This window comes from Streptococcus sp. 116-D4, from assembly GCF_009731465.1.
Lineage (GTDB): Bacteria > Bacillota > Bacilli > Lactobacillales > Streptococcaceae > Streptococcus > Streptococcus pseudopneumoniae_E.
This window is the reverse complement of sequence record NZ_AP021887.1, coordinates 1,262,134-1,282,256: the sequence shown is the minus strand read 5'-3', so window position 1 is coordinate 1,282,256 and position 20,123 is coordinate 1,262,134. Positions and strand designations below refer to the sequence as shown.

At 38.8% G+C, this 20,123-nt stretch carries 16 protein-coding genes and 2 pseudogenes; 16 read left to right on the top strand and 2 right to left on the bottom strand.

Annotation, left to right across the window (positions count from 1 at the left end; translation table 11 throughout):
* Positions 1-137 precede the first annotated feature (137 nt).
* The 7 genes from UKS_RS06575 to UKS_RS06545 all read left to right on the top strand — a co-directional run bounded on the left by UKS_RS06575 (position 138) and on the right by UKS_RS06545 (position 8,035).
* Positions 138-2,222 (top strand): ABC transporter ATP-binding protein/permease, encoded by a 2,085-nt coding sequence (locus tag UKS_RS06575; RefSeq protein ID WP_156012268.1) that lies wholly within the window; start codon positions 138-140, stop codon positions 2,220-2,222.
* Positions 2,223-2,231: 9 nt separating this feature from the next.
* The gene (locus UKS_RS06570) at positions 2,232-2,609 is read left to right on the top strand and encodes a hypothetical protein (protein WP_117305172.1); all 378 of its coding nucleotides are present in this window, start codon (positions 2,232-2,234) and stop codon (positions 2,607-2,609) included.
* 160 nt (positions 2,610-2,769) lie between these two features.
* The gene (locus UKS_RS06565; RefSeq protein WP_156012267.1) at positions 2,770-3,912 is read left to right on the top strand and encodes a cysteine desulfurase family protein; all 1,143 of its coding nucleotides are present in this window, start codon (positions 2,770-2,772) and stop codon (positions 3,910-3,912) included.
* Between the two features lie 8 nt (positions 3,913-3,920).
* A complete protein-coding gene (thiI, locus tag UKS_RS06560) occupies positions 3,921-5,135 on the top strand; it encodes a tRNA uracil 4-sulfurtransferase ThiI (protein ID WP_156012266.1) in 1,215 nt (404 codons plus the stop codon).
* A 135-nt stretch (positions 5,136-5,270) separates the two neighbouring features.
* Entirely contained in the window at positions 5,271-6,095 is an 825-nt protein-coding gene (locus tag UKS_RS06555; RefSeq protein ID WP_156012265.1) for an alpha/beta hydrolase, read from the top strand.
* A gap of 20 nt (positions 6,096-6,115) precedes the next feature.
* Positions 6,116-6,856, top strand: a complete 741-nt coding sequence (locus tag UKS_RS06550; RefSeq protein ID WP_049497701.1) for an esterase family protein — start codon at positions 6,116-6,118, stop codon at positions 6,854-6,856.
* Positions 6,857-6,868: 12 nt separating this feature from the next.
* The gene (locus UKS_RS06545; protein WP_049497700.1) at positions 6,869-8,035 is read left to right on the top strand and encodes an ATP-grasp domain-containing protein; all 1,167 of its coding nucleotides are present in this window, start codon (positions 6,869-6,871) and stop codon (positions 8,033-8,035) included.
* 571 nt (positions 8,036-8,606) lie between these two features.
* On the opposite strand, the pseudogene UKS_RS06540 reads toward UKS_RS06545, so the two are convergent.
* Positions 8,607-9,650 (bottom strand): annotated as a pseudogene (locus tag UKS_RS06540) (helix-turn-helix domain-containing protein); the annotation flags it as partial.
* Positions 9,651-9,841: 191 nt separating this feature from the next.
* On the opposite strand from UKS_RS06540, the pseudogene UKS_RS09930 reads away from it, so the two are divergent.
* The 8 genes and pseudogenes from UKS_RS09930 to UKS_RS06500 form a co-directional block, all read left to right on the top strand.
* Positions 9,842-9,988 (top strand): annotated as a pseudogene (locus tag UKS_RS09930) (PhrA family quorum-sensing system peptide); the annotation flags it as partial.
* Between the two features lie 510 nt (positions 9,989-10,498).
* Positions 10,499-12,514, top strand: coding sequence for a DUF1430 domain-containing protein (locus UKS_RS06530; RefSeq protein WP_156012263.1), 2,016 nt, complete (start codon positions 10,499-10,501; stop codon positions 12,512-12,514).
* A 1-nt stretch (position 12,515) separates the two neighbouring features.
* Positions 12,516-13,148 carry an ABC transporter ATP-binding protein gene (locus tag UKS_RS06525; RefSeq protein WP_156012262.1) on the top strand — a complete coding sequence of 211 codons (633 nt, stop codon included), beginning with the start codon at positions 12,516-12,518 and terminating at the stop codon, positions 13,146-13,148.
* Between the two features lie 140 nt (positions 13,149-13,288).
* A complete protein-coding gene (locus tag UKS_RS09965; protein ID WP_156012261.1) occupies positions 13,289-13,567 on the top strand; it encodes a competence protein ComA in 279 nt (92 codons plus the stop codon).
* Positions 13,568-14,057: 490 nt separating this feature from the next.
* Positions 14,058-14,963 (top strand): aquaglyceroporin Gla, encoded by a 906-nt coding sequence (gene gla, locus UKS_RS06515; protein ID WP_156012260.1) that lies wholly within the window; start codon positions 14,058-14,060, stop codon positions 14,961-14,963.
* Between the two features lie 124 nt (positions 14,964-15,087).
* The gene (locus UKS_RS06510) at positions 15,088-15,813 is read left to right on the top strand and encodes a CppA N-terminal domain-containing protein (protein ID WP_156012259.1); all 726 of its coding nucleotides are present in this window, start codon (positions 15,088-15,090) and stop codon (positions 15,811-15,813) included.
* Positions 15,810-16,745, top strand: a complete 936-nt coding sequence (locus tag UKS_RS06505; RefSeq protein ID WP_156012258.1) for a serine hydrolase domain-containing protein — start codon at positions 15,810-15,812, stop codon at positions 16,743-16,745. Before UKS_RS06510 ends, UKS_RS06505 begins: the two co-directional genes overlap by 4 nt.
* Before the next feature lie 8 nt (positions 16,746-16,753).
* On the top strand, positions 16,754-17,650 hold the full coding sequence (locus UKS_RS06500; RefSeq protein WP_156012257.1) for a DMT family transporter: 897 nt from the start codon (positions 16,754-16,756) through the stop codon (positions 17,648-17,650).
* Positions 17,651-17,692: 42 nt separating this feature from the next.
* Here UKS_RS06500 and UKS_RS06495 read toward each other — a convergent pair whose 3' ends face one another.
* On the bottom strand, positions 17,693-18,391 hold the full coding sequence (locus UKS_RS06495; protein ID WP_156012256.1) for a GntR family transcriptional regulator: 699 nt from the start codon (positions 18,389-18,391) through the stop codon (positions 17,693-17,695).
* 140 nt (positions 18,392-18,531) lie between these two features.
* On the opposite strand from UKS_RS06495, the gene guaA reads away from it, so the two are divergent.
* The gene (guaA, locus tag UKS_RS06490) at positions 18,532-20,094 is read left to right on the top strand and encodes a glutamine-hydrolyzing GMP synthase (protein ID WP_156012255.1); all 1,563 of its coding nucleotides are present in this window, start codon (positions 18,532-18,534) and stop codon (positions 20,092-20,094) included.
* The last annotated feature ends 29 nt before the right edge of the window (positions 20,095-20,123 follow it).

Here is a 20,123-nt window from a genome sequence, read left to right as displayed (position 1 = left end):
ATTATACCGCATTTCTTTAAAAAAATCTTAAAAAAAGAGGAGATTTTTCTACACGAACTTCAGTAATTAGTTGAAATAAAATATGACTTATGATAGAATAAAATAAAGAAAGCGGTTTCAAAAAAGGAGGGCGTTATATGTTCGAAATTAGAAATTTGAGTCTCTCTTTTGCAGGCAGGCGGTTGCTAGAGCCAACAGATTTGATATTTGAAAGGGGAAAAGTATATACAATATATGGGAAGTCAGGCGTAGGAAAGTCTTCTTTACTGAATAAAATTGGTTTGCTCTCTGCTACGGATCCTAGTGTTTCTTATTTCTTCGATGGAAAAGAGATTGATATCGAAAATAAGAAATCAGTCTCTGTCTTTATAGCTGAAGAAGTGGCCTTTGTATTTCAGGGGCGAAATCTAATAAATGATTTGACCGTATTTGAAAATTTAAGACTAGCTTTAAACTTTTATGACTTGAGTCCAAATGAAATAGAAAGCAAAATTGATACAGTATTGGCGGATTTACAGATTTCTTCTTTAAAGCATGCTTATCCAGAAGATTTATCCGGTGGTGAAGAACAACGAGTGGCAATCGCAAGAGCCTTAGTTACAGGAAAGACTCTAATCTTAGCTGATGAACCAACAAGTTCTTTGGATAAAGAAAATAGAGAAAAAGTCTCCGCCTTGTTAATTGATTTAGCTCACAAATATCATAAAATTGTATTGATTGTTTCGCATGATGAGGCGATGATTGCAATAGGAGATGTTCAGCTTCATTTTAAAGACCATAAATTAGTTGGGAATTGTCTTATTTTGAATTCTGATGAAGGGATAAAGGATTCTAAGAAGTGGTCCTCCTGTTTGTCGTCTTCTCATACGAAGCTATCCGTTTTGAAACATAGAAGGCCTTTTTTACCTAGATTATTAGCGTTTTTTATCGCTCTTGTAGTTGCTATAGCAGTAAGCTCTATTAACTTTCAGTCCTTATTTGCAGATAAGTATCACCAACTGGTGAACAACTCACTCGAAAATGGCTTCTTGGTGATTAATGATTCGCTTCATTTACAAACTACAAAAGTGTTGGATGATTTTCTCAGTTTTGATAAGGAGGAAATCACCTTAATTAGCACAAGTCAGAATATTCAAACTGTCAAGCCTTATATGGAGTTTCTCTCTTTTGGTATGACGTTTGATAATTCAAAAGACTATTCACAACTTCAAAAGAACTTTCAGCCAACTTTGATTATTGATGGTCAGACCAGAAGCTTGACAAAAAATTTTTCAATTCAACCCTTGTATCAGACAAATACAACACAGAGGCAGATAGAGTATTTTGATAGGAGCAATGAAAAAGGGATTTATCTATCTGAGCAATTCATTTCAGATGAAAAATTACCGAATATAGTTTCGGGAACTACCGTGACACTGACTTTTTATATTCCAATTTCTTTATATGAATCAAGTATAGAGAAAGAGGGGAATATATTGAAAGGAGATGGTGATTTATTTGTCAAAGTGGATAAAACATATCCTGTTTTAGGGATTGTTAAAAAAAGTTATCCATTTGAATATTCCCCTTATGGGAACACCCTATTTATGAATATTGTTGAAATGGAAGAATTGCAAAATGAAGCAATTCAACAGCATCCCATGACGAAGATGGCTTTAGATGGTTTTCCTTTGAAATCATGGATGCCGAGTGCGATTCATGTGTTACTAAAGGATAGCGGTGCTATTCCTGAAGAATTGAGTAGAATAAGAGCAATCTCTTCACAAATTACTATTTTATCATCATATGAAAACTACGAAGAATTTAATAAAGGACTCACCTATATCAGGCAATTTTTAATGTTGCTATCCCTAGTCTTACTCATCCTTGTCATCGCAGTATTGTCCTTTGTTTTCTTTTTGCTCAATCGTCCTCGACGCTTTGAAGTAGGGATTTTAAAATCTTTGGGATACAGTACTCAAAATATTGTTTGGCTTTTCTTAAAAGAATTAATTGGTTATGGTAAAACGATTTCGATATTAGCAAGTTGTTTACTCGTCATTCTTTCCATTTTAGCAATGCAAGTGCTTAAATTGGAAATTTCAGATGTTTTTAAATTCTATCTAACTTCCGTTTTCACCTTAATTGGATTATCAGTCTCAGTACTGATAATAAGTGGCTTACTACCTATATACACAACTTGTAGGCAAACAGTTGTCGATACTATCCGAAAGAATGGATGAGGTGATATCATGAAACATAAGATAATGAAGAAAATAATAGTGGTAGTGTTTGCTATCCCATGGTTAACATTTTTAAGTCAAGTACATGCAGATTATGTAAGTAAGTACAGTTCTTTAGACGGTTATAGCTTGGTAGGCTTGAATGTTCTTAATGTGACCTTTAATGCTTCTGGCTATTCTGATACTTATAGTGGCAGTGTGTCAAATATGTATTTCACTGACTGGGCTTGGTTTCCTAATACGATAAGTAATCGTTCCACTTGGAAAAGTTCGATTCCATATGGTCAACGCGCAAATGGTACAGTCCATATTGGTGTAGGAGTAAATTCGCCTTGGGGAGCGGTTAATCTCTGGGGCGGACAAAATTACTTTTCTTTAGATTTTTAACAGAAATAATCAAAGTTAGGTAGAATGAATAAGAATGCTCTTGATGATGGTATCAAGAGTATTTTATGTTATTCAGATTAATGCAAACATTGCCCTTTCTTGTCGCAAGCTCTGTTTCATGATACAATAGAAGGAGTGATTTTAGAAAGCGTGAGAAAACATGATTTACTTTGATAATTCGGCGACGACCAAGCCTTATCCTGAAGTACTTGAAACTTATATGCAGGTCGCTTCAAAAATTTTAGGAAATCCATCTAGTCTCCATCGTTTGGGAGACCAGGCAACACGAATATTAGATGCTTCTCGGCAACAGATTGCAGATTTAATCGGTAAGAAAAGCGATGAAATCTTCTTTACTTCTGGTGGGACAGAAGGAGATAACTGGGTTATCAAGGGTGTGGCCTTTGAAAAAGCCCAGTTTGGCAAGCACATCATTGTATCAGCCATTGAACATCCGGCAGTTAAGGAATCAGCCCTCTGGTTGAAATCTCAAGGTTTTGAAGTGGATTTTGCTCCAGTTAATGAGAATGGATTTGTGGATGTTGAGGCGCTAGCTGATTTGATACGACCTGATACGACCCTCGTTTCCGTCATGGCAGTTAACAATGAAATTGGTTCTGTTCAGCCCATTGAGGCTATTTCAGAACTCTTGGCAGACAAGCCGACTATTTCCTTCCATGTTGATGCGGTTCAGGCACTTGCTAAGATTCCGACTGAAAAGTATTTGACTGACCGAGTAGATTTTGCGACCTTCTCTAGTCATAAATTCCACGGAGTTAGAGGTGTTGGATTTGTCTATATCAAGTCTGGCAAGAAGATTACACCGCTTTTAACTGGTGGTGGTCAGGAACGTGATTACCGTTCGACAACTGAAAATGTGGCAGGAATTGCAGCAACAGCCAAGGCACTGCGTCTAGCTATGGAAAGATTGGAATTGTTTTCTAACAAAACGAGTCAGATGAAGGAAGTCATCCGTCAGGCTCTTCTTGATTATCCAGATATTTTTGTCTTTTCAGGTGAGGAAGACTTTGCTCCTCATATCCTGACTTTTGGAATCAAGGGTGTTCGTGGGGAAGTCATCGTTCACGCTTTTGAAGACTATGATATTTTCATTTCAACGACCTCTGCTTGTTCGTCCAAGGCTGGGAAACCTGCAGGAACCCTGATTGCCATGGGGATTGAAAAGGATAAGGCCCAGTCAGTAGTACGCCTCAGCCTAGACCTTGAAAATGATATGAGTCAAGTTGAGCAATTTTTGACCAAGTTAAAATTAATTTACAATCAAACTAGGAAAGTAAGATAGGAGCATTCATGCAGTATTCAGAAATTATGATTCGTTACGGTGAGCTGTCAACCAAGGGTAAAAACCGTATGCGTTTCATCAATAAACTTCGAAATAATATTTCAGACGTTTTGTCTATCTATCCCCAAGTTAAGGTAACGGCAGATCGCGACCGTGCCCATGCTTACCTCAATGGAGCTGATTACACAGCAGTAGCAGAATCGCTCAAACAAGTTTTTGGAATTCAAACCTTTTCCCCTGCTTATAAGGTTGAAAAATCTGTTGCGACGCTTAAGTCTGCTGTCCAAGAGATTATGCAGGACATTTACAAGGAAGGCATGACCTTTAAAATCTCTAGTAGACGAAGCGACCATAGCTTTGAATTGGACAGTCGTGAACTTAACCAAACCCTTGGTGGTGCTGTTTTCGACGTAATTCCTACTATTCAAGCCCAGATGAAAAATCCTGATATCACTCTTCAAGTGGAGATTCGTGAAGAAGCTGCTTATCTTTCCTATGAAACCATTCGTGGAGCAGGTGGCTTGCCAGTTGGAACTTCAGGTAAAGGGATGCTTATGTTGTCAGGAGGGATTGACTCACCTGTAGCAGGTTATCTAGCTTTGAAACGTGGAGTGGATATCGAAGCCGTTCACTTTGCCAGTCCACCTTACACGAGTCCTGGAGCCCTTAAAAAAGCCCAAGATTTGACTCGTAAATTAACCAAGTTTGGTGGCAATATCCAGTTTATCGAAGTTCCTTTTACAGAGATTCAAGAGGAAATCAAGGCTATAGCGCCAGAAGCTTACTTGATGACTCTAACTCGTCGTTTTATGATGCGGATTACTGACCGTATTCGTGAGGCACGAAAGGGTTTGATTATCATCAACGGTGAAAGTCTTGGTCAAGTAGCCAGCCAGACTCTTGAAAGCATGCAGGCTATCAATGCCGTTACCAACACTCCAATCATTCGTCCCGTGGTTACTATGGATAAGTTGGAAATCATTGATATTGCTCAGGAAATTGACACCTTTGACATTTCTATCCAGCCTTTTGAAGATTGTTGCACGATTTTTGCACCAGATCGTCCAAAAACAAATCCTAAGATTAAGAATGCAGAGCAGTATGAAGCTCGCATGGATGTTGAAGGTTTAGTTGAGCGAGCTGTGGCTGGAATCATGATCACAGAAATCACACCCCAAGCCGAAAAAGATGCTGTGGATGACTTGATTGAAGATATTCTCTGATTAGAAAATCCATAAGAATTGAGAAAATAAGTAAAAAAAGTTAGTTTTTAATCCAAAAATGGAAGAAAAACTAACTTTTTTTCTATAATTGTGATATAATAAAATAAAATTTTGAATATAGAGAGTTTTCTGACAATGAATCAATCCTACTTTTATTTAAAAATGAAAGAACACAAACTCAAGGTTCCTTATACAGGTAAGGAACGACGTGTACGTGTTCTTCTGCCTAAAAATTACGAGAAAGACACAGATTGTTCCTATCCTGTCATTTACTTTCATGATGGGCAAAATGTCTTTTATAGCAAGGAGTCTTTCATTGGTCATTCATGGAAGATTATCCCAGCTATTAAGCGTAATCCTGATATCAGTCGCATGATTGTCGTAGCCATTGATAATGATGGTATGGGGCGGATGAATGAGTATGCGGCCTGGAAGTTCCAAGAATCTCCTATCCCAGGGCAGCAGTTTGGCGGTAAGGGTGTGGAGTATGCCGAGTTTGTCATGGAGGTGGTCAAGCCTTTTATCGATGAAACTTATCGTACAAAAGCAGACCGCCAGCATACAGCCATGATTGGTTCCTCATTAGGAGGGAATATTACCCAGTTTATCGGTTTGGAATACCAAGATCGAATTGGTTGTCTAGGAGTCTTTTCATCTGCTAACTGGCTCCATCAAGAAGCCTTTAATCGCTACATCGAGCGCCAGAAACTATCGCTTGACCAGCGTATCTTTATCTATGTTGGAACTGAAGAAGCAGATGATACGGACAAGACCCTGATGGCTGGTAATATCAAACAAGCCTATATTGACTCGTCGCTTCGCTATTACCATGATTTGATAGCAGGTGGGGTACACTTAGATAATCTTGTTTTGAAAGTTCAGTCTGGTGCCATCCATAGTGAAATCCCTTGGTCAGAAAATTTACCAGATTGTCTCCGTTTTTTTGCAGAGAAATGGTAAGTTAGAAAAGGAGAAAGCCAATGCATATTGAAAACCTTAGCCACTGGAGTGGAAACCTTAACCGTGAAATGTACCTTAATCGTTATGGACATGCAGGGATCCCAGTTGTGGTCTTTGCTTCATCAGGTGGTAGTCACAATGAATACTACGATTTTGGCATGATTGATGCCTGTGCTTCTTTTATCGAGGAAGGCCGTGTCCAGTTCTTTACCCTTTCAAGTGTCGATAGTGAGAGTTGGCTAGCAACATGGAAAAATAGCCACGACCAAGCAGAGATGCACCGTGCCTACGAACGCTACGTGATTGAGGAAGCTATTCCTTTTATCAAGCATAAGACAGGTTGGTTTGATGGTATGATGACGACAGGTTGCTCAATGGGCGCCTACCATGCGGTCAATTTCTTCCTCCAGCATCCAGATGTCTTTACCAAAGTGATTGCTCTTAGTGGTGTTTACGACGCACGTTTCTTTGTCGGCGATTACTACAATGACGATGCTATTTACCAAAATTCGCCAGTAGATTATATCTGGAACCAAAACGACGGCTGGTTTATTGACCGTTACCGTCAGGCAGAGATTGTGCTGTGTACGGGTCTTGGAGCCTGGGAACAAGACGGTTTACCATCTTTCTACAAGCTCAAAGAAGCCTTTGATCAGAAACAAATTCCAGCCTGGTTTGCTGAATGGGGGCACGATGTCGCCCACGACTGGGAATGGTGGCGCAAACAAATGCCTTATTTCCTCGGCAATTTCTATTTATAAAAGGAGTTACCTATGAATTACCTTGTTATTTCTCCCTACTATCCACAAAACTTTCAACAGTTTACCATTGAGCTAGCCAATAAAGGCATTACCGTTTTGGGAATTGGTCAGGAACCTTACGAGCAATTGGATGAACCTTTACGCAATAGCCTGACCGAGTATTTCCGTGTAGATAACCTTGAGAACATAGATGAAGTCAAACGTGCAGTTGCTTTTCTCTTTTATAAACATGGCCCGATTGACCGTATTGAATCCCACAATGAATACTGGCTTGAGCTGGATGCAACACTCAGAGAACAATTCAATGTCTTTGGTGCCAAACCAGAGGATCTCAAAAAGACAAAATTTAAGTCTGAAATGAAGAAACTCTTCAAAAAAGCAGGTGTCCCTGTGGTACCTGGAGCTGTTATCAAGACAGAAGCAGATGTGGATCAAGCTGTGAAAGAAATTGGCCTTCCTATGATTGCCAAACCTGATAATGGAGTGGGAGCAGCCGCAACCTTTAAGCTTGAGACAGAGGACGATATCAATCACTTCAAGACTGAGTGGGATCATTCAACTATTTATTTCTTTGAGAAATTTGTCACCTCTAGCGAAATTTGTACCTTTGACGGGCTTGTGGACAAGGATGGAAAGATTGTCTTCTCAACAACTTTTGACTACGCCTATACACCGCTGGATCTCATGATTTATAAGATGGACAATTCCTACTATGTGCTCAAGGATATGGATTCCAAATTACGTAAATATGGTGAGGCAATTGTCAAAGAATTTGGAATGAGAGAACGTTTCTTCCATATCGAGTTCTTCCGTGAAGGGGATGATTATATTGCCATCGAGTACAATAACCGCCCTGCAGGTGGTTTCACCATTGATGTTTATAATTTTGCTCATTCCTTGGACCTCTATCGTGGATATGCATCCATTGTCGCAGGAGAAGAGTTCCCAGCGTCAGACTTTGAACCTCAGTATTGTTTGGCTACATCCCGTCGTGCAAATGCTCATTATGTCTATTCTGAGGAGGACTTGCTTGCCAAATACAGCCATCAGTTCAAGGTTAAAAAAATCATGCCAGCGGCCTTTGCGGAACTTCAAGGAGATTACCTGTATATGCTGACCACTCCGAGTCGACAAGAAATGGAGCAGATGATTGCTGATTTCGGACAACGTCAAGAATAAGAACTCTCGGATTAAGGAAATCGACTCCCTTAATCCTTTTTTTGTCTGATAAAAAATAAGAGCATCCTAACAAGGTAGCTATCATAAGAATTTGTTTGGAAATTATAGTGACCTGGATATAAAGTCGTAGACTGTAGTTCCTAAAGAATTGTTGTAACTTAGTTTGAGTTTCCTAATCAATTTGTTTAGTTTTTTATTACATTTCTCTATATTTAAACTTATAGTTGATGATGCAAATAAACTCAATCCGTAGTTTAAATTTTTTCTTTTTCTTTCAATTGTGACAAGGCTATGCTATAATCTGAAAAGTCTTAAACTTATACTCAATCAAAATCAAAGAGCAAACTAGGAAGATAGCTACAGGTCGCTCAAAATACTGTTTTGAGGTTACAGCTAGAGCTGACGTGGTTTAAAGAGATTTTCGAAGAATATAAATTTGAAATAAGGCTGATAGTATTTATTTCACTATCAGCCTTACAGGTTATTTAATGTTTCAGAAAAACTATAATGTCAAGATTAACTAAACAGTATCTAATTCCTTCAAATGATTTTCTATCTTCATCAACATTAAAGGATTGTTATAAATCTTACATAACTCTCTTGCTTCTATATAATAATTCTTGACTTGTTCTTTGTCTAGAAATTTTGCTCCAGCATTTCCTACAAGAATAAGTAGAGGAGCCAGTTGGTAGCTTGTCTGTCTTTGTTTACAGAGTTCAATCGTCTCAAGAGCTTCTTGGATGGCTTCATTATATTTTTCCTTTGACACTAGGTAGTGAGCGTAGTTGTAACGAACTCTGATGTAGCCAAATAAAAACTCCTGATGCTCAAAATTTTTTGTCTGATATAATTCTATTAAATGAAAGTAGTTTGCCTCATATTCTTGTTCACGACCTACTAAGGAATAGAAATTAGATAGAGTATTCAATGCCTTTAAATAAATCAGAGTATTTGAGGAGACTTTTAATAATATATTTTCCAATGAAGAAATAGCCTCAGACTTACTGTCATATTGATAGAAGTCAATAATAGCTTTAATCCATTCAAGGTAAGTTCGGTCTTCTAGTGTTAGAAAGGTGCTTCGCTCAACCTCTATTTTATAAAGATATTCTAAATCGTCATAATTTCTGTCATCTAATAGTCGAGCAGATAATTGTTTGAAATTAGAGAGGTTAGATTTAATTTCAATTTGTTCATTAAAAAAATAATCTAATGGTACTTCAAGTCGTTGAGAGAGTTTGAATAACAAGTCTGCGGAGGGAATAAAATGACCTCTTTCAATTTTACTAATCTGACTTTGTTCACAAATTCCTTCTACAAGAGTTTGTTCGTACTGTTTTTGAGCTTGCTTAGCGAGGTAGAAGATCTTCTTATAGCCACAATTCTGTCTTCTTTTAGGACATCCATTACAGACAAAGGGAGCCTTGTCGAGTAGAGGGCAAGGAAAGTTATGGCATGTAGACTCTCGGACTTGTCTGTTTCGTTTGACTTCTTTGGAAACAGTAGTTGGGTCTTTTAGAATGGATTGTCCGATAGCTTTGAAGGTTTCACCGCGCTCTAAACCTAATTGGATATCATTACGGTCTGAAAGGGTAAGGTGTTTATGTTTTGTCATAGTGAGCCTCATTTCTAACTCAAATGTCTCACACTTAATTCCACCATAAAAATCCGTTTTAGACTAATTTCCACTTCAGTTAGGCAAGTGGAAGTTACTTTGAGAAGTTAGCCTAATAAAAAAAGTTCAAAATATAATAAAAACACTTGATTGAATACTATATATATGTTAAAATAAAAACAAGGAAATAGAAAGCGGTTTCATTTTCATTACTAGGTGTTTTTATGTTTAGTAATACAATTCCTTACCAACAATTCATTCAGAAGAATAAATAATTGGAGATTCGAGTGCAATCACAAAAGAAGTCCAATGGTCTTGATGTTGGGAAGGCTGATTGATTTCGTATTACTTTAAAATTCAACTATTTAGAGAAAGGTATTCTGATGAGAGCTTGTAACAATACCAGATAGATATAAGAATGGAGATGTTTGATAAAATGCTTTCATAGCTAACCAACTGTTGAAAATTATGAGTTACAAAATCTAAAGTATTTAAGATTAGTTTATAAAATTAGGTCTCTGCCTGTAGAAAGGAACGTGCAGTTAGAAAGGAGGAAAAAATAGGATACTATAATTCAGACTGAGATTTCTAATTAAAATATGTAGTTGCATCATCCCTTGCCGTTTTGGCATTTAGTTTGGCTCTTCCTGTTTTGGTAGCTTCTCACCGTGGTGGCGAGTGGACCTATGGAGGCTATCATGATCCAAATAATTGGGGAGCAAGTTACATTTGATGCGGGATGGTAAAGAATAATTGAAGAAGATTCTTTTATCAATAGTTTAGTAAGCTTGTTAGTTTATAGAGGGCAGGGGTATTTCTGTCCTCTATTTTAGAATAAGGAATGCACTATGAAAAAATTATTTATACTCATATCCAACCTGCTTGCTAGTTTGTTCTTTGTTTGGGTATTTACCATTTGGACTGATACATATGTCTCCTATTATTACCCCAACGTTGTTGTACGTGATTCTTCCCCTGAAACAACTTTTCAGCATGTTGCTACACGCTTGGAAAAACTAGCAGAAGAAACAGATAGCTTTATTGCGATTCAACACCAGGATCCTAACTCAGAAGGTACTCCAGTATTTTCTTATACGGCCTTTGGGAACGGAAAGTTGCCTGATGGGCTACAGGAAAAAAATCTAGAAGATGCTCAAAGTAGTAGTGTTGAAACAAACTATTTTGTATTCGATGGAAACCTAGATATTCACTTGCTAAGGGAGGAGCTAAGTCAACTTGGCTTGACTAACATGCACCTGACAACTCCATCTAAACTATCTACGTTAATGGCTATCTTTAGTAACGGATTTCAGTTAATCAGTTTATTGATTTTCATCTTAACCTTTGGAGCACTGACTTTAATTAGTCAAATTTGCCAATTACGGTCGTCGGGCATTCGCCTCATTTCAGGAGAGAAACGGTGGTCCATTTTCCTTAGACCAGTTGGTGAGGATTTGAAAGGGATAGCTGTTGGTTTCAGTTTAGCTGGCGTGCTCGCCATTCTTATGCAAAAAATTCTGTCGCTTCCAACGCAATCCCTAATGACCATAGGAGAAGGCTTGCTCAGTTATAATCTCATCTTGTTGTCGATCTCCCTGTTTTTCGCTCAACTCTTCGCAGTTGGGATAAAAAAGATACACCTGATGCAGATTATAAAAGGGCAAGTGCCTGTCAGAGGAATCATTAGTTTGATTTTAATCGGTCAACTATTAGCGATTATTATTGTAACGCTGGGAATAGGGAGTAGCTTAAAGTATTCCCAAGCCTGGCAACAGCATCGGATTGGACAAGAGGCTTGGAGCCAGGAAAGGCAACTGATTACCCTATCAATCAGCCGTGAAGGAACGAGTCCTGGTTTTGATGAACAAGCTCAAAGGAAATTCAGAACTTGGTATCAATTGATGGATCTGGCTGTTTCAGAACAAAAGGCTTTCTTATCTAGACACCAGTTAATTGACCGTACTTTGCAAAATGGCATGGCTTCCTCCAAAAACTTTATAACCTCTACAGAATGGCACGATTACAACCCGAATGGCAATGTCCTTATCGTCACACCGCAATACTTGGAGCGTCAAAACATTCCTGTAGATACAACTATTGAGCAAAAGATGAATCACCTTGATGTAGGGGAGTTTGTCTTATTGCTGCCTGAACACCTCCGTTCAGAGGAAGAACATTATAAATCTGTTTTTGAAGACGACTTAACCAGTCGTATGTCTAGTCAAGATGAACAACAGCAAATGACTGCTACGGTAGGTTATTTGGAATCAGGTCAGGATCGTTTTGTGTATAATACGACCCCTATTTCTTACCAGCAGTTTTTGAAAGATCCAATCATCATTGTTATAACACCCCAATCAACTGGTCCACAGTCCATTTTGTTTTGGGTAGACGCAGTACAGAACTACGTTCTCTTTAATCAATTGTCTGATGCCCAGGAGCTTATCCAGAGACAAGGCGTTGAAAATTGGGTCTCAGAAATGCAAACAGGTTACCACAACTACATCACATTATTGGATAATATCCAGAGGGAACGTTGGGTAATGCTAGCAGGAGCTGTGCTTGGGATTGCAACTTCAATCTTGTTGTTTAACACTATGAATAGGCTCTACTTTGAAGAATTTAGACGTGCCATTTTTATCAAACGCATTGCAGGTCTCAGGTTCTTAGAAATCCATCGCACTTATCTCTTTGCTCAACTGGGTGTGTTTTTACTGGGATTTGTTGCGAGTGTATTTCTTATGGTAGAGATAGTAGTTGCTTTCTTATTCTCGTTACTCTTTACTGGTCTATCTCTTTTACAGTTACATGTCCAAATGCAGAAAGAAAACAAGATGTCCATGCTTGTTTTGAAGGGAGGTTAATATGATTGAACTTAAACAGGTGAGTAAATCTTTTGGAGAACGAGAGTTATTTTCGAATCTTTCAATGACATTTGAGGCTGGAAAAGTCTATGCCTTAATTGGTTCAAGTGGTAGCGGAAAAACAACCTTGATGAACATGCTTGGGAAATTAGAATCTTATGATGGGACGATTTTTTACCGAGGTAAAGACTTGGCCAATTATAAATCGAGTGATTTTTTCCGTCACGAATTGGGCTACCTCTTCCAGAACTTTGGCTTAATTGAAAACCAAAGTATTGAAGAAAACCTTAAGCTAGGTCTCATTGGTCAAAAGTTGAGTCGGTCGGAACAGCGGTTGAGGCAGAAGCAGGCTTTAGAACAGGTCGGCCTGGCTTATCTTGACCTAGATAAGCGCATCTTTGAGTTATCGGGCGGAGAATCGCAACGGGTTGCCTTGGCAAAAGTTATCTTAAAGAATCCACCCTTTATTCTGGCAGATGAGCCAACAGCTTCAATAGACCCAGCAACCTCTCAGTTGATTATGGAGATTTTGCTATCTCTTCGAGATGATAATAGGCTAATCATTATCGCAACACATAATCCGGCAATTTGGGAAATGGCTGATGAAGTGTTCAAGATGGATCGTCTGAAATAAAAATCCTTGTTTTTAATTGCACGATGAGTTACTGAAATATTATCATGAATCAATAATTGGAGTTAATTTAGAATTGTACTTTATTAATATTTAGGAAACTTTTTCTTGATAAAGGAAGAAATAGTGGAGAGGAAGTTAGAATGAAAGAATTCGACAATTATATTATTGAGAAGCCTTGCGATTCTAATTCAGATAGACTGCAAAAAATCTTAATAATTGAAAGTTTGGTAGATGATATTTTGCAATTTTCTCTCAGACTCAATAATAGTGTAGGAGAGATTTTCCTCCTACAACCGTTTCAAAAGAAAACTATCTTTATTCCATGTTATTTTGAGGAAGATATTGTGAAAGTCAAAGATGATGATGAAGTTGAGTGGAATTTGTTAGAGTTTCAAAAATTTAGAGCATTTTTGGCTTAGTAATCTGTATTGAAGGCTCAAAACCTAGGGTAAAAAAGTAGCTTTGAAAAGGTATTATCTCCAAAGATTTAGTTAAATAATGATTTAACACAAAAAGAAATTATTGAAGTTCTGGAAAGATGTTGTTTCAGTATTGAGAAAAGGTGGGAAAAACTTGCGATTTTCACAGAGAAAGGAAAAAAGTATAGAAATATAGTCAATTGAAACAAGAACAGGACAAAAGAACCTTTTGTGCCATATTTTTCTCCTTTCGCTATACAACTGGCTTTAACACCTTTATTGTATCGCGTTTGGAGTTTTTTTGTATAACCTTCGACTCGCACCCACATAGCGGGTGTTTCTTTTGTCTCGCACCTAGCGGAGCGAGACGGACTAATAGTAGCATAATAAAACCGCTTTCTTATATATTCTTTTAGAAAACCTGTTGCTAAAAGGCTTAAAAATTGATAGAATAAGGATTGTCTAAAAAATTTTAAGGAGAATCTATCAAATGGATTTTACATGGGCTATTAAATATGCCACAGAATTCTTGGGAACTGCTATTTTGATCATTCTTGGAAATGGTGCAGTTGCTAACGTTGAACTTAAAGGTACGAAAGGTCACCAAAGTGGCTGGCTCGTTATTGCTGTTGGTTACGGTATGGGGGTTATGATTCCAGCTTTGATGTTTGGTAACGTATCAGGTAACCACATCAACCCAGCCTTCACTCTTGGTCTAGCAGTTAGCGGACTTTTCCCTTGGGCTCAGGTTGCACCTTACATCATTATGCAAGTTTTGGGAGCAATCTTTGGTCAAGCCTTGGTTGTTGCAACACACCGCCCATACTACTTGAAAACTGAAAATCCAAATAATATCTTGGGTACTTTCTCAACAATCTCAAGTTTGGATCAAGGTACAAAAGAATCACGCTTTGTAGCAACTGTTAACGGTTTTGTAAACGAGTTTATTGGTTCATTTGTTCTTTTCTTTGCAGCTCTTGGAATGACTAAAAACTTCTTTGGTGCTGAACTAGTATCAAAAGCACAAGCAGCTATCAATGCTCAAGTTGCTCAAGCAACTACTCAAGGTCAAACAATTCCTCAAGAACAAGTAACAGCCGCACTTGATCAAGCTAAAGAACAAGTAGCACCGTTTATGACATCTGGTCTTGGAATTGCTCACTTGGCACTTGGATTCCTTGTTATGGCTTTGGTAACATCACTTGGCGGACCTACAGGACCTGCCTTGAACCCGGCCCGTGACTTTGGACCACGTCTCCTTCATGCTTTCCTTCCAAAATCAGTTCTTGGTGAGCACAAAGGCGATTCAAAATGGTGGTATTCTTGGGTACCAGTAGTAGCACCGATTGCAGCAGCAATTACGGCAGTAGCTATCTTCAAATTCCTTTACCTATAAGAAATTAAAACCGGGGAAATCCCCGGTTTTTTAGGTGATATTTTTACAAAAAATCGGTAAATTTGAGTATAATATCTTGTAAAAAAATCTAAAATCCATTAAAATAAAAGAGTTGGAGGAATTTATGAATGTAAATCAAATTGTACGGATTATTCCTACTTTAAAAGTTAATAATAGAAAATTAAATGAAACATTTTATATTGAAACCCTTGGCATGAAGGCCTTGTTAGAAGAATCGGCCTATTTATCACTAGGGGACCAAACTGGTCTCGAAAAGCTGGTTTTAGAAGAAGCTCCCAGCATGCGTACTCGTAAGGTAGAGGGAAGAAAAAAGCTGGCTAAACTGATTATCAAGGTGGAAAATCCCATAGAAATTGAAGGACTCTTATCTAAAACAGATTCGATTCATCGATTATATAAAGGTCAAAAAGGCTACGCTTTTGAAGTTTTCTCACCAGAAGATGATTTAATTTTGATTCATGCGGAAGATGACAGAGAAAGTTTAGTAGAAGTAGAGGAAAAACCTGTATTTCAAACAGATTTGGAATCAATTTCTTTGAGTAAATTTGAGATTTCTATGGAATTACATTTCCCAACTGATATCGAAAGTTTCATGGGATCATCTGAAATTGGGGCATTCATTGATTTTATCCCAGCTCAGGGACAAGATTTGACTGTGGACAATACGGTTACTTGGGACTTATCTATGCTCAAGTTCTTGGTCAATGAATTAGACATAGCCAGTCTTCGCAAGAAATTTGAGTCTACCGAATATTTTATTCCTAAGTCTGACAAATTCTTCCGTTGTAAAGATAGAAATAATGTTGAATTGTGGTTTGAAGCAGTATGAAGTGGTCCAAGATTATAAAAAAAATAGAAGAACAAATCGAGGCAGGGATTTATCCCGGAGCCTCTTTTGCGTATTTTAAGGACAATCAATGGACGGAGTTTTATTTAGGCCAAAGTGACCCAGAGCATGGCTTGCAGACTGAGGAAGGACTCGTTTATGACCTAGCCAGTGTCAGCAAGGTTGTAGGGGTTGGCACAGTTTGTACCTTTTTGTGGGAAAAAGGTCAATTAGATATTGACAGACCGGTAACAGATTTTTTAGCTGAAAGTGATTATTCAGACATCACTATCCGCCAGCTCTTGACTCACGCAACAAATCTTGATCCTTTTATTCCCAATCGAGACCTTTTAACAGCTTCAGAATTAAAGGAAGCGATGTTTCATCTCAAGAGACGAAGTCAGCCAGCCTTTCTTTATTCGGATGTCCATTTTTTACTTCTGGGCTTTATTTTGGAAAGAATCTTTAATCAAGACTTGGATGTGATTTTACAAGAACGAGTCTGGCAACCCTGGGGAATGACGGAAACCCAGTTTGGCCCTGTTGAGCTAGCTGTTCCAACCGTCAGAGGTGTCGAGGTAGGTCTGGTACATGATCCCAAGGCTCGCCTCCTGGGCAGACATGCAGGTAGTGCTGGTTTGTTTTCGACTGTAAAGGATTTACAAATCTTTTTAGAACACTATTTAGTAGATGACTTTGCAAGAGCTTTGAGTAAAAATTTTTCTCCTTTGGATGACAAGGAACGTTCTTTGGCATGGAATTTGGAAGGAGATTGGTTAGACCATACGGGCTATACAGGCACCTTTATCATGTGGAATCGTCAGAAGCAAGAAGCAGCCATTTTCCTATCGAATCGTACCTATGAAAAGGATGAACGTGCTCAATGGATTGTAGACCGCAATCAAGTGATGGACTTGATTCGTAAAGAAGAGTAAGGAGAGACATGTCAGACAGTTTAAAAGGGACTCTATTAACAGTTGTGGTTGGGATTGCTTGGGGCTTGTCAGGAACGAGTTGCCAATACCTGATGGCACACGGAATTTCGGCTCTGGTTTTAACTAACTTACGACTTTTAATCGCCGGTGGGATTCTCATGGTCTTGGCTTATGCTACTGCAAAGGATAGAATGCTGGCCTTTTTAAAGGATAGAAAAAGTTTGCTGTCTCTTCTCATTTTTGCTCTAATTGGCCTCTTCCTCAATCAATTTGCCTATCTAACTGCTATTCAGGAAACCAATGCAGGGACCGCGACGGTGCTTCAGTATGTTTGCCCTGTCGGGATTTTGATTTATAGCTGTATCAAGGATAAGGTAGCACCGACACTGGGAGAGATTGTTTCTATCATATTAGCCATCGGAGGGACCTTTCTGATCGCCACTCATGGGCAGTTGGACCAGTTATCTATGACACCTGCTGGCCTGTTCTGGGGACTCTTTTCTGCCCTAACTTACGCACTTTATATCATTTTGCCCATAGCCTTGATTAAGAAGTGGGGTAGCAGTTTGGTCATTGGTGTGGGAATGGTCATAGCTGGTTTGGTCGCCCTTCCTTTTACAGGGGTTCTACAGGCCAATATACCGACTAGTCTTGATTTTCTCCTTGCTTTTGCGGGCATTATCCTTATCGGGACTGTCTTTGCCTATACAGCGTTCTTAAAAGGAGCCAGTCTGATTGGACCAGTTAAGTCAAGTTTGTTGGCTTCAATTGAGCCAATCTCGGCAGTTTTCTTTGCCTTTCTGATTATGAATGAACAATTTTATCCTATTGATTTTCTTGGCATGGCAATGATATTGTTTGCTGTAACTCTGATTTCTTTGAAAGATTTACTCTTAGAGAAATAAAAAAGACTCTTTGTCCGTGACAGAGAGTTTTTGCATAGTAATCTAATTATTTTCAAGATAAAATTCAAAGCGTTCGCCTACATACTGACTTTTTACGTATTCAAAAGCAGTACCATCTTCTAGGTAGGAAACCTGGGTCAAACCAAGAATAGCATGTCCTTTTTCAACTTCCAAATAGTGGGCGATTTTTTCCTTAGCAAGGCGAGCATAAATAGTCTGTTGTGATTTGCCAATACGATAGCCATGTTTTTGCAGGGTTTGGAAGAAATGACTGGTGATTTCTTCCTTTTTAAAGTTCTTGATGAATTTCTCAGGAATGGATGCAACTTCATAAACCAGAGGAACTTGGTCGGCATAGCGAACACGTTCCATTCTGATAATATTTTCCGTTGGAGTAATTCCTAACTTGGCAACTTCTTGCTCATTTGGAATAGTTTTTCTGTAGGAAATGAGTTGACTAGAGGGAACTTTACCTTGGGATTTGACAATTTCAGTAAAACTGGTTGTCCCTCGCATCTTTTCTTGTACACGTGTACTGGATACAAAGGTACCACTTCCAACTCTGCGCTCAAGAACACCTTCTTCGACCAAGAGGGAAATTGCTTGGCGGAGGGTCATACGACTGACATCGAACTGCTCTGCTAAATCTCGTTCACTGGGAAGCCTCTCTCCAATAGCCCAACGATGTTCGTCAATATCCTTTTTAATCTGATCATGGATTTTCATATAAGCTGGTAGCATGTTTTCACTTCATTTCTATCTTTTCTCTATTGTACCCCAATAAACAAGAAAAAGTCAAACTTCGCCTTGTTTAGTTGGTAATTCGGCCTTATTTGTGATAGAATATTGGAAAAAGATATTTCTTTTGAGAAAGGAAAAAGATGAGTAACATTTCAACTGATTTGAAAGATGTCGAAAAAATCATCGTATTGGACTATGGTAGCCAGTACAACCAGCTGATTTCACGCCGAATCCGTGAGATTGGTGTTTTTTCAGAACTAAAGAGCCATAAAATTTCAGCTGCTGAAGTTCGTGAAATCAATCCTGTGGGAATTATCCTTTCAGGTGGTCCAAACTCTGTATACGAAGATGGTTCATTCGATATTGACCCAGAAATCTTCGAACTTGGAATTCCGATTTTGGGAATCTGCTATGGTATGCAGCTATTGACTCACAAACTTGGAGGAAAAGTTGTTCCTGCAGGTGACGCTGGTAACCGTGAATACGGCCAATCAACATTGACTCACACAGAATCAGCTCTTTTTGCGGGTACTCCAGAAGAGCAACTTGTCTTGATGAGCCACGGTGATGCTGTAACGGAAATTCCTGCTGACTTTGTTCGTACTGGAACTTCTGCAGACTGTCCTTATGCATCTATTGAAAACCCTGATAAGAAAATTTACGGTATCCAATTCCACCCAGAAGTTCGCCACTCAGTTCACGGTTATGATATTTTGCGTAACTTTGCTTTAAACATCTGTGGTGCCAAAGGTGACTGGACTATGGATAACTTCATCGAGATGCAAATCAAACAAATCCGTGAAAAAGTTGGAGACAAACGTGTTCTTCTCGGACTTTCTGGTGGTGTTGACTCTTCTGTTGTTGGGGTTCTTCTCCAAAAAGCCATCGGAGATCAATTGATCTGTATCTTTGTAGACCACGGTCTTCTTCGTAAAGGAGAAGCGGACCAAGTTATGGATATGCTTGGTGGTAAGTTTGGGTTGAACATCGTCAAAGCAGATGCTGCAAAACGTTTCCTTGATAAATTGGCTGGTGTATCTGATCCTGAACAAAAACGTAAGATTATCGGTAACGAGTTTGTTTATGTCTTTGATGACGAAGCAAGCAAACTAACAGATGTGAAATTCCTTGCTCAAGGAACACTCTATACAGACGTGATTGAGTCTGGTACCGATACTGCTCAAACCATCAAGTCTCACCACAACGTAGGTGGACTTCCAGAAGACATGCAGTTTGAACTGATCGAGCCACTTAACACTCTTTACAAAGATGAAGTTCGTGCACTAGGTACTGAACTTGGCATGCCAGACCACATCGTATGGCGCCAACCATTCCCAGGACCTGGACTTGCTATCCGTGTCATGGGGGAAATTACTGAAGAAAAACTTGAAACTGTTCGTGAATCAGATGCTATCCTTCGTGAAGAAATCGCTAAAGCTGGCCTTGACCGCGACATCTGGCAATATTTCACTGTTAACACTGGCGTTCGTTCAGTTGGTGTTATGGGCGACGGTCGTACTTACGACTACACCATCGCTATCCGTGCTATCACTTCTATCGATGGTATGACAGCTGACTTCGCTAAGATCCCTTGGGAAGTTCTCCAAAAAATCTCTGTTCGTATCGTAAACGAAGTTGACCACGTTAACCGTATCGTCTATGATATTACAAGTAAACCACCTGCAACCGTTGAGTGGGAGTAGTCATCTAAGGACTAATTTAAGTAGTTTAA

What these genes read in the sequence shown, in the direction of transcription:
- UKS_RS06575 (WP_156012268.1), top strand. Translation starts at nt 138, where the DNA reads ATGTTCGAAATTAGAAATTTGAGTCTCTCTTTTGCAGGCAGGCGGTTG.
- UKS_RS06570 (WP_117305172.1), top strand. Translation starts at nt 2,232, where the DNA reads ATGAAACATAAGATAATGAAGAAAATAATAGTGGTAGTGTTTGCTATC.
- UKS_RS06565 (WP_156012267.1), top strand. Translation starts at nt 2,770, where the DNA reads ATGATTTACTTTGATAATTCGGCGACGACCAAGCCTTATCCTGAAGTA.
- thiI (WP_156012266.1), top strand. Translation starts at nt 3,921, where the DNA reads ATGCAGTATTCAGAAATTATGATTCGTTACGGTGAGCTGTCAACCAAG.
- UKS_RS06555 (WP_156012265.1), top strand. Translation starts at nt 5,271, where the DNA reads ATGAATCAATCCTACTTTTATTTAAAAATGAAAGAACACAAACTCAAG.
- UKS_RS06550 (WP_049497701.1), top strand. Translation starts at nt 6,116, where the DNA reads ATGCATATTGAAAACCTTAGCCACTGGAGTGGAAACCTTAACCGTGAA.
- UKS_RS06545 (WP_049497700.1), top strand. Translation starts at nt 6,869, where the DNA reads ATGAATTACCTTGTTATTTCTCCCTACTATCCACAAAACTTTCAACAG.
- UKS_RS06530 (WP_156012263.1), top strand. Translation starts at nt 10,499, where the DNA reads ATGAAAAAATTATTTATACTCATATCCAACCTGCTTGCTAGTTTGTTC.
- UKS_RS06525 (WP_156012262.1), top strand. Translation starts at nt 12,516, where the DNA reads ATGATTGAACTTAAACAGGTGAGTAAATCTTTTGGAGAACGAGAGTTA.
- UKS_RS09965 (WP_156012261.1), top strand. Translation starts at nt 13,289, where the DNA reads ATGAAAGAATTCGACAATTATATTATTGAGAAGCCTTGCGATTCTAAT.
- gla (WP_156012260.1), top strand. Translation starts at nt 14,058, where the DNA reads ATGGATTTTACATGGGCTATTAAATATGCCACAGAATTCTTGGGAACT.
- UKS_RS06510 (WP_156012259.1), top strand. Translation starts at nt 15,088, where the DNA reads ATGAATGTAAATCAAATTGTACGGATTATTCCTACTTTAAAAGTTAAT.
- UKS_RS06505 (WP_156012258.1), top strand. Translation starts at nt 15,810, where the DNA reads ATGAAGTGGTCCAAGATTATAAAAAAAATAGAAGAACAAATCGAGGCA.
- UKS_RS06500 (WP_156012257.1), top strand. Translation starts at nt 16,754, where the DNA reads ATGTCAGACAGTTTAAAAGGGACTCTATTAACAGTTGTGGTTGGGATT.
- UKS_RS06495 (WP_156012256.1), bottom strand. Translation starts at nt 18,391, where the DNA reads ATGCTACCAGCTTATATGAAAATCCATGATCAGATTAAAAAGGATATT.
- guaA (WP_156012255.1), top strand. Translation starts at nt 18,532, where the DNA reads ATGAGTAACATTTCAACTGATTTGAAAGATGTCGAAAAAATCATCGTA.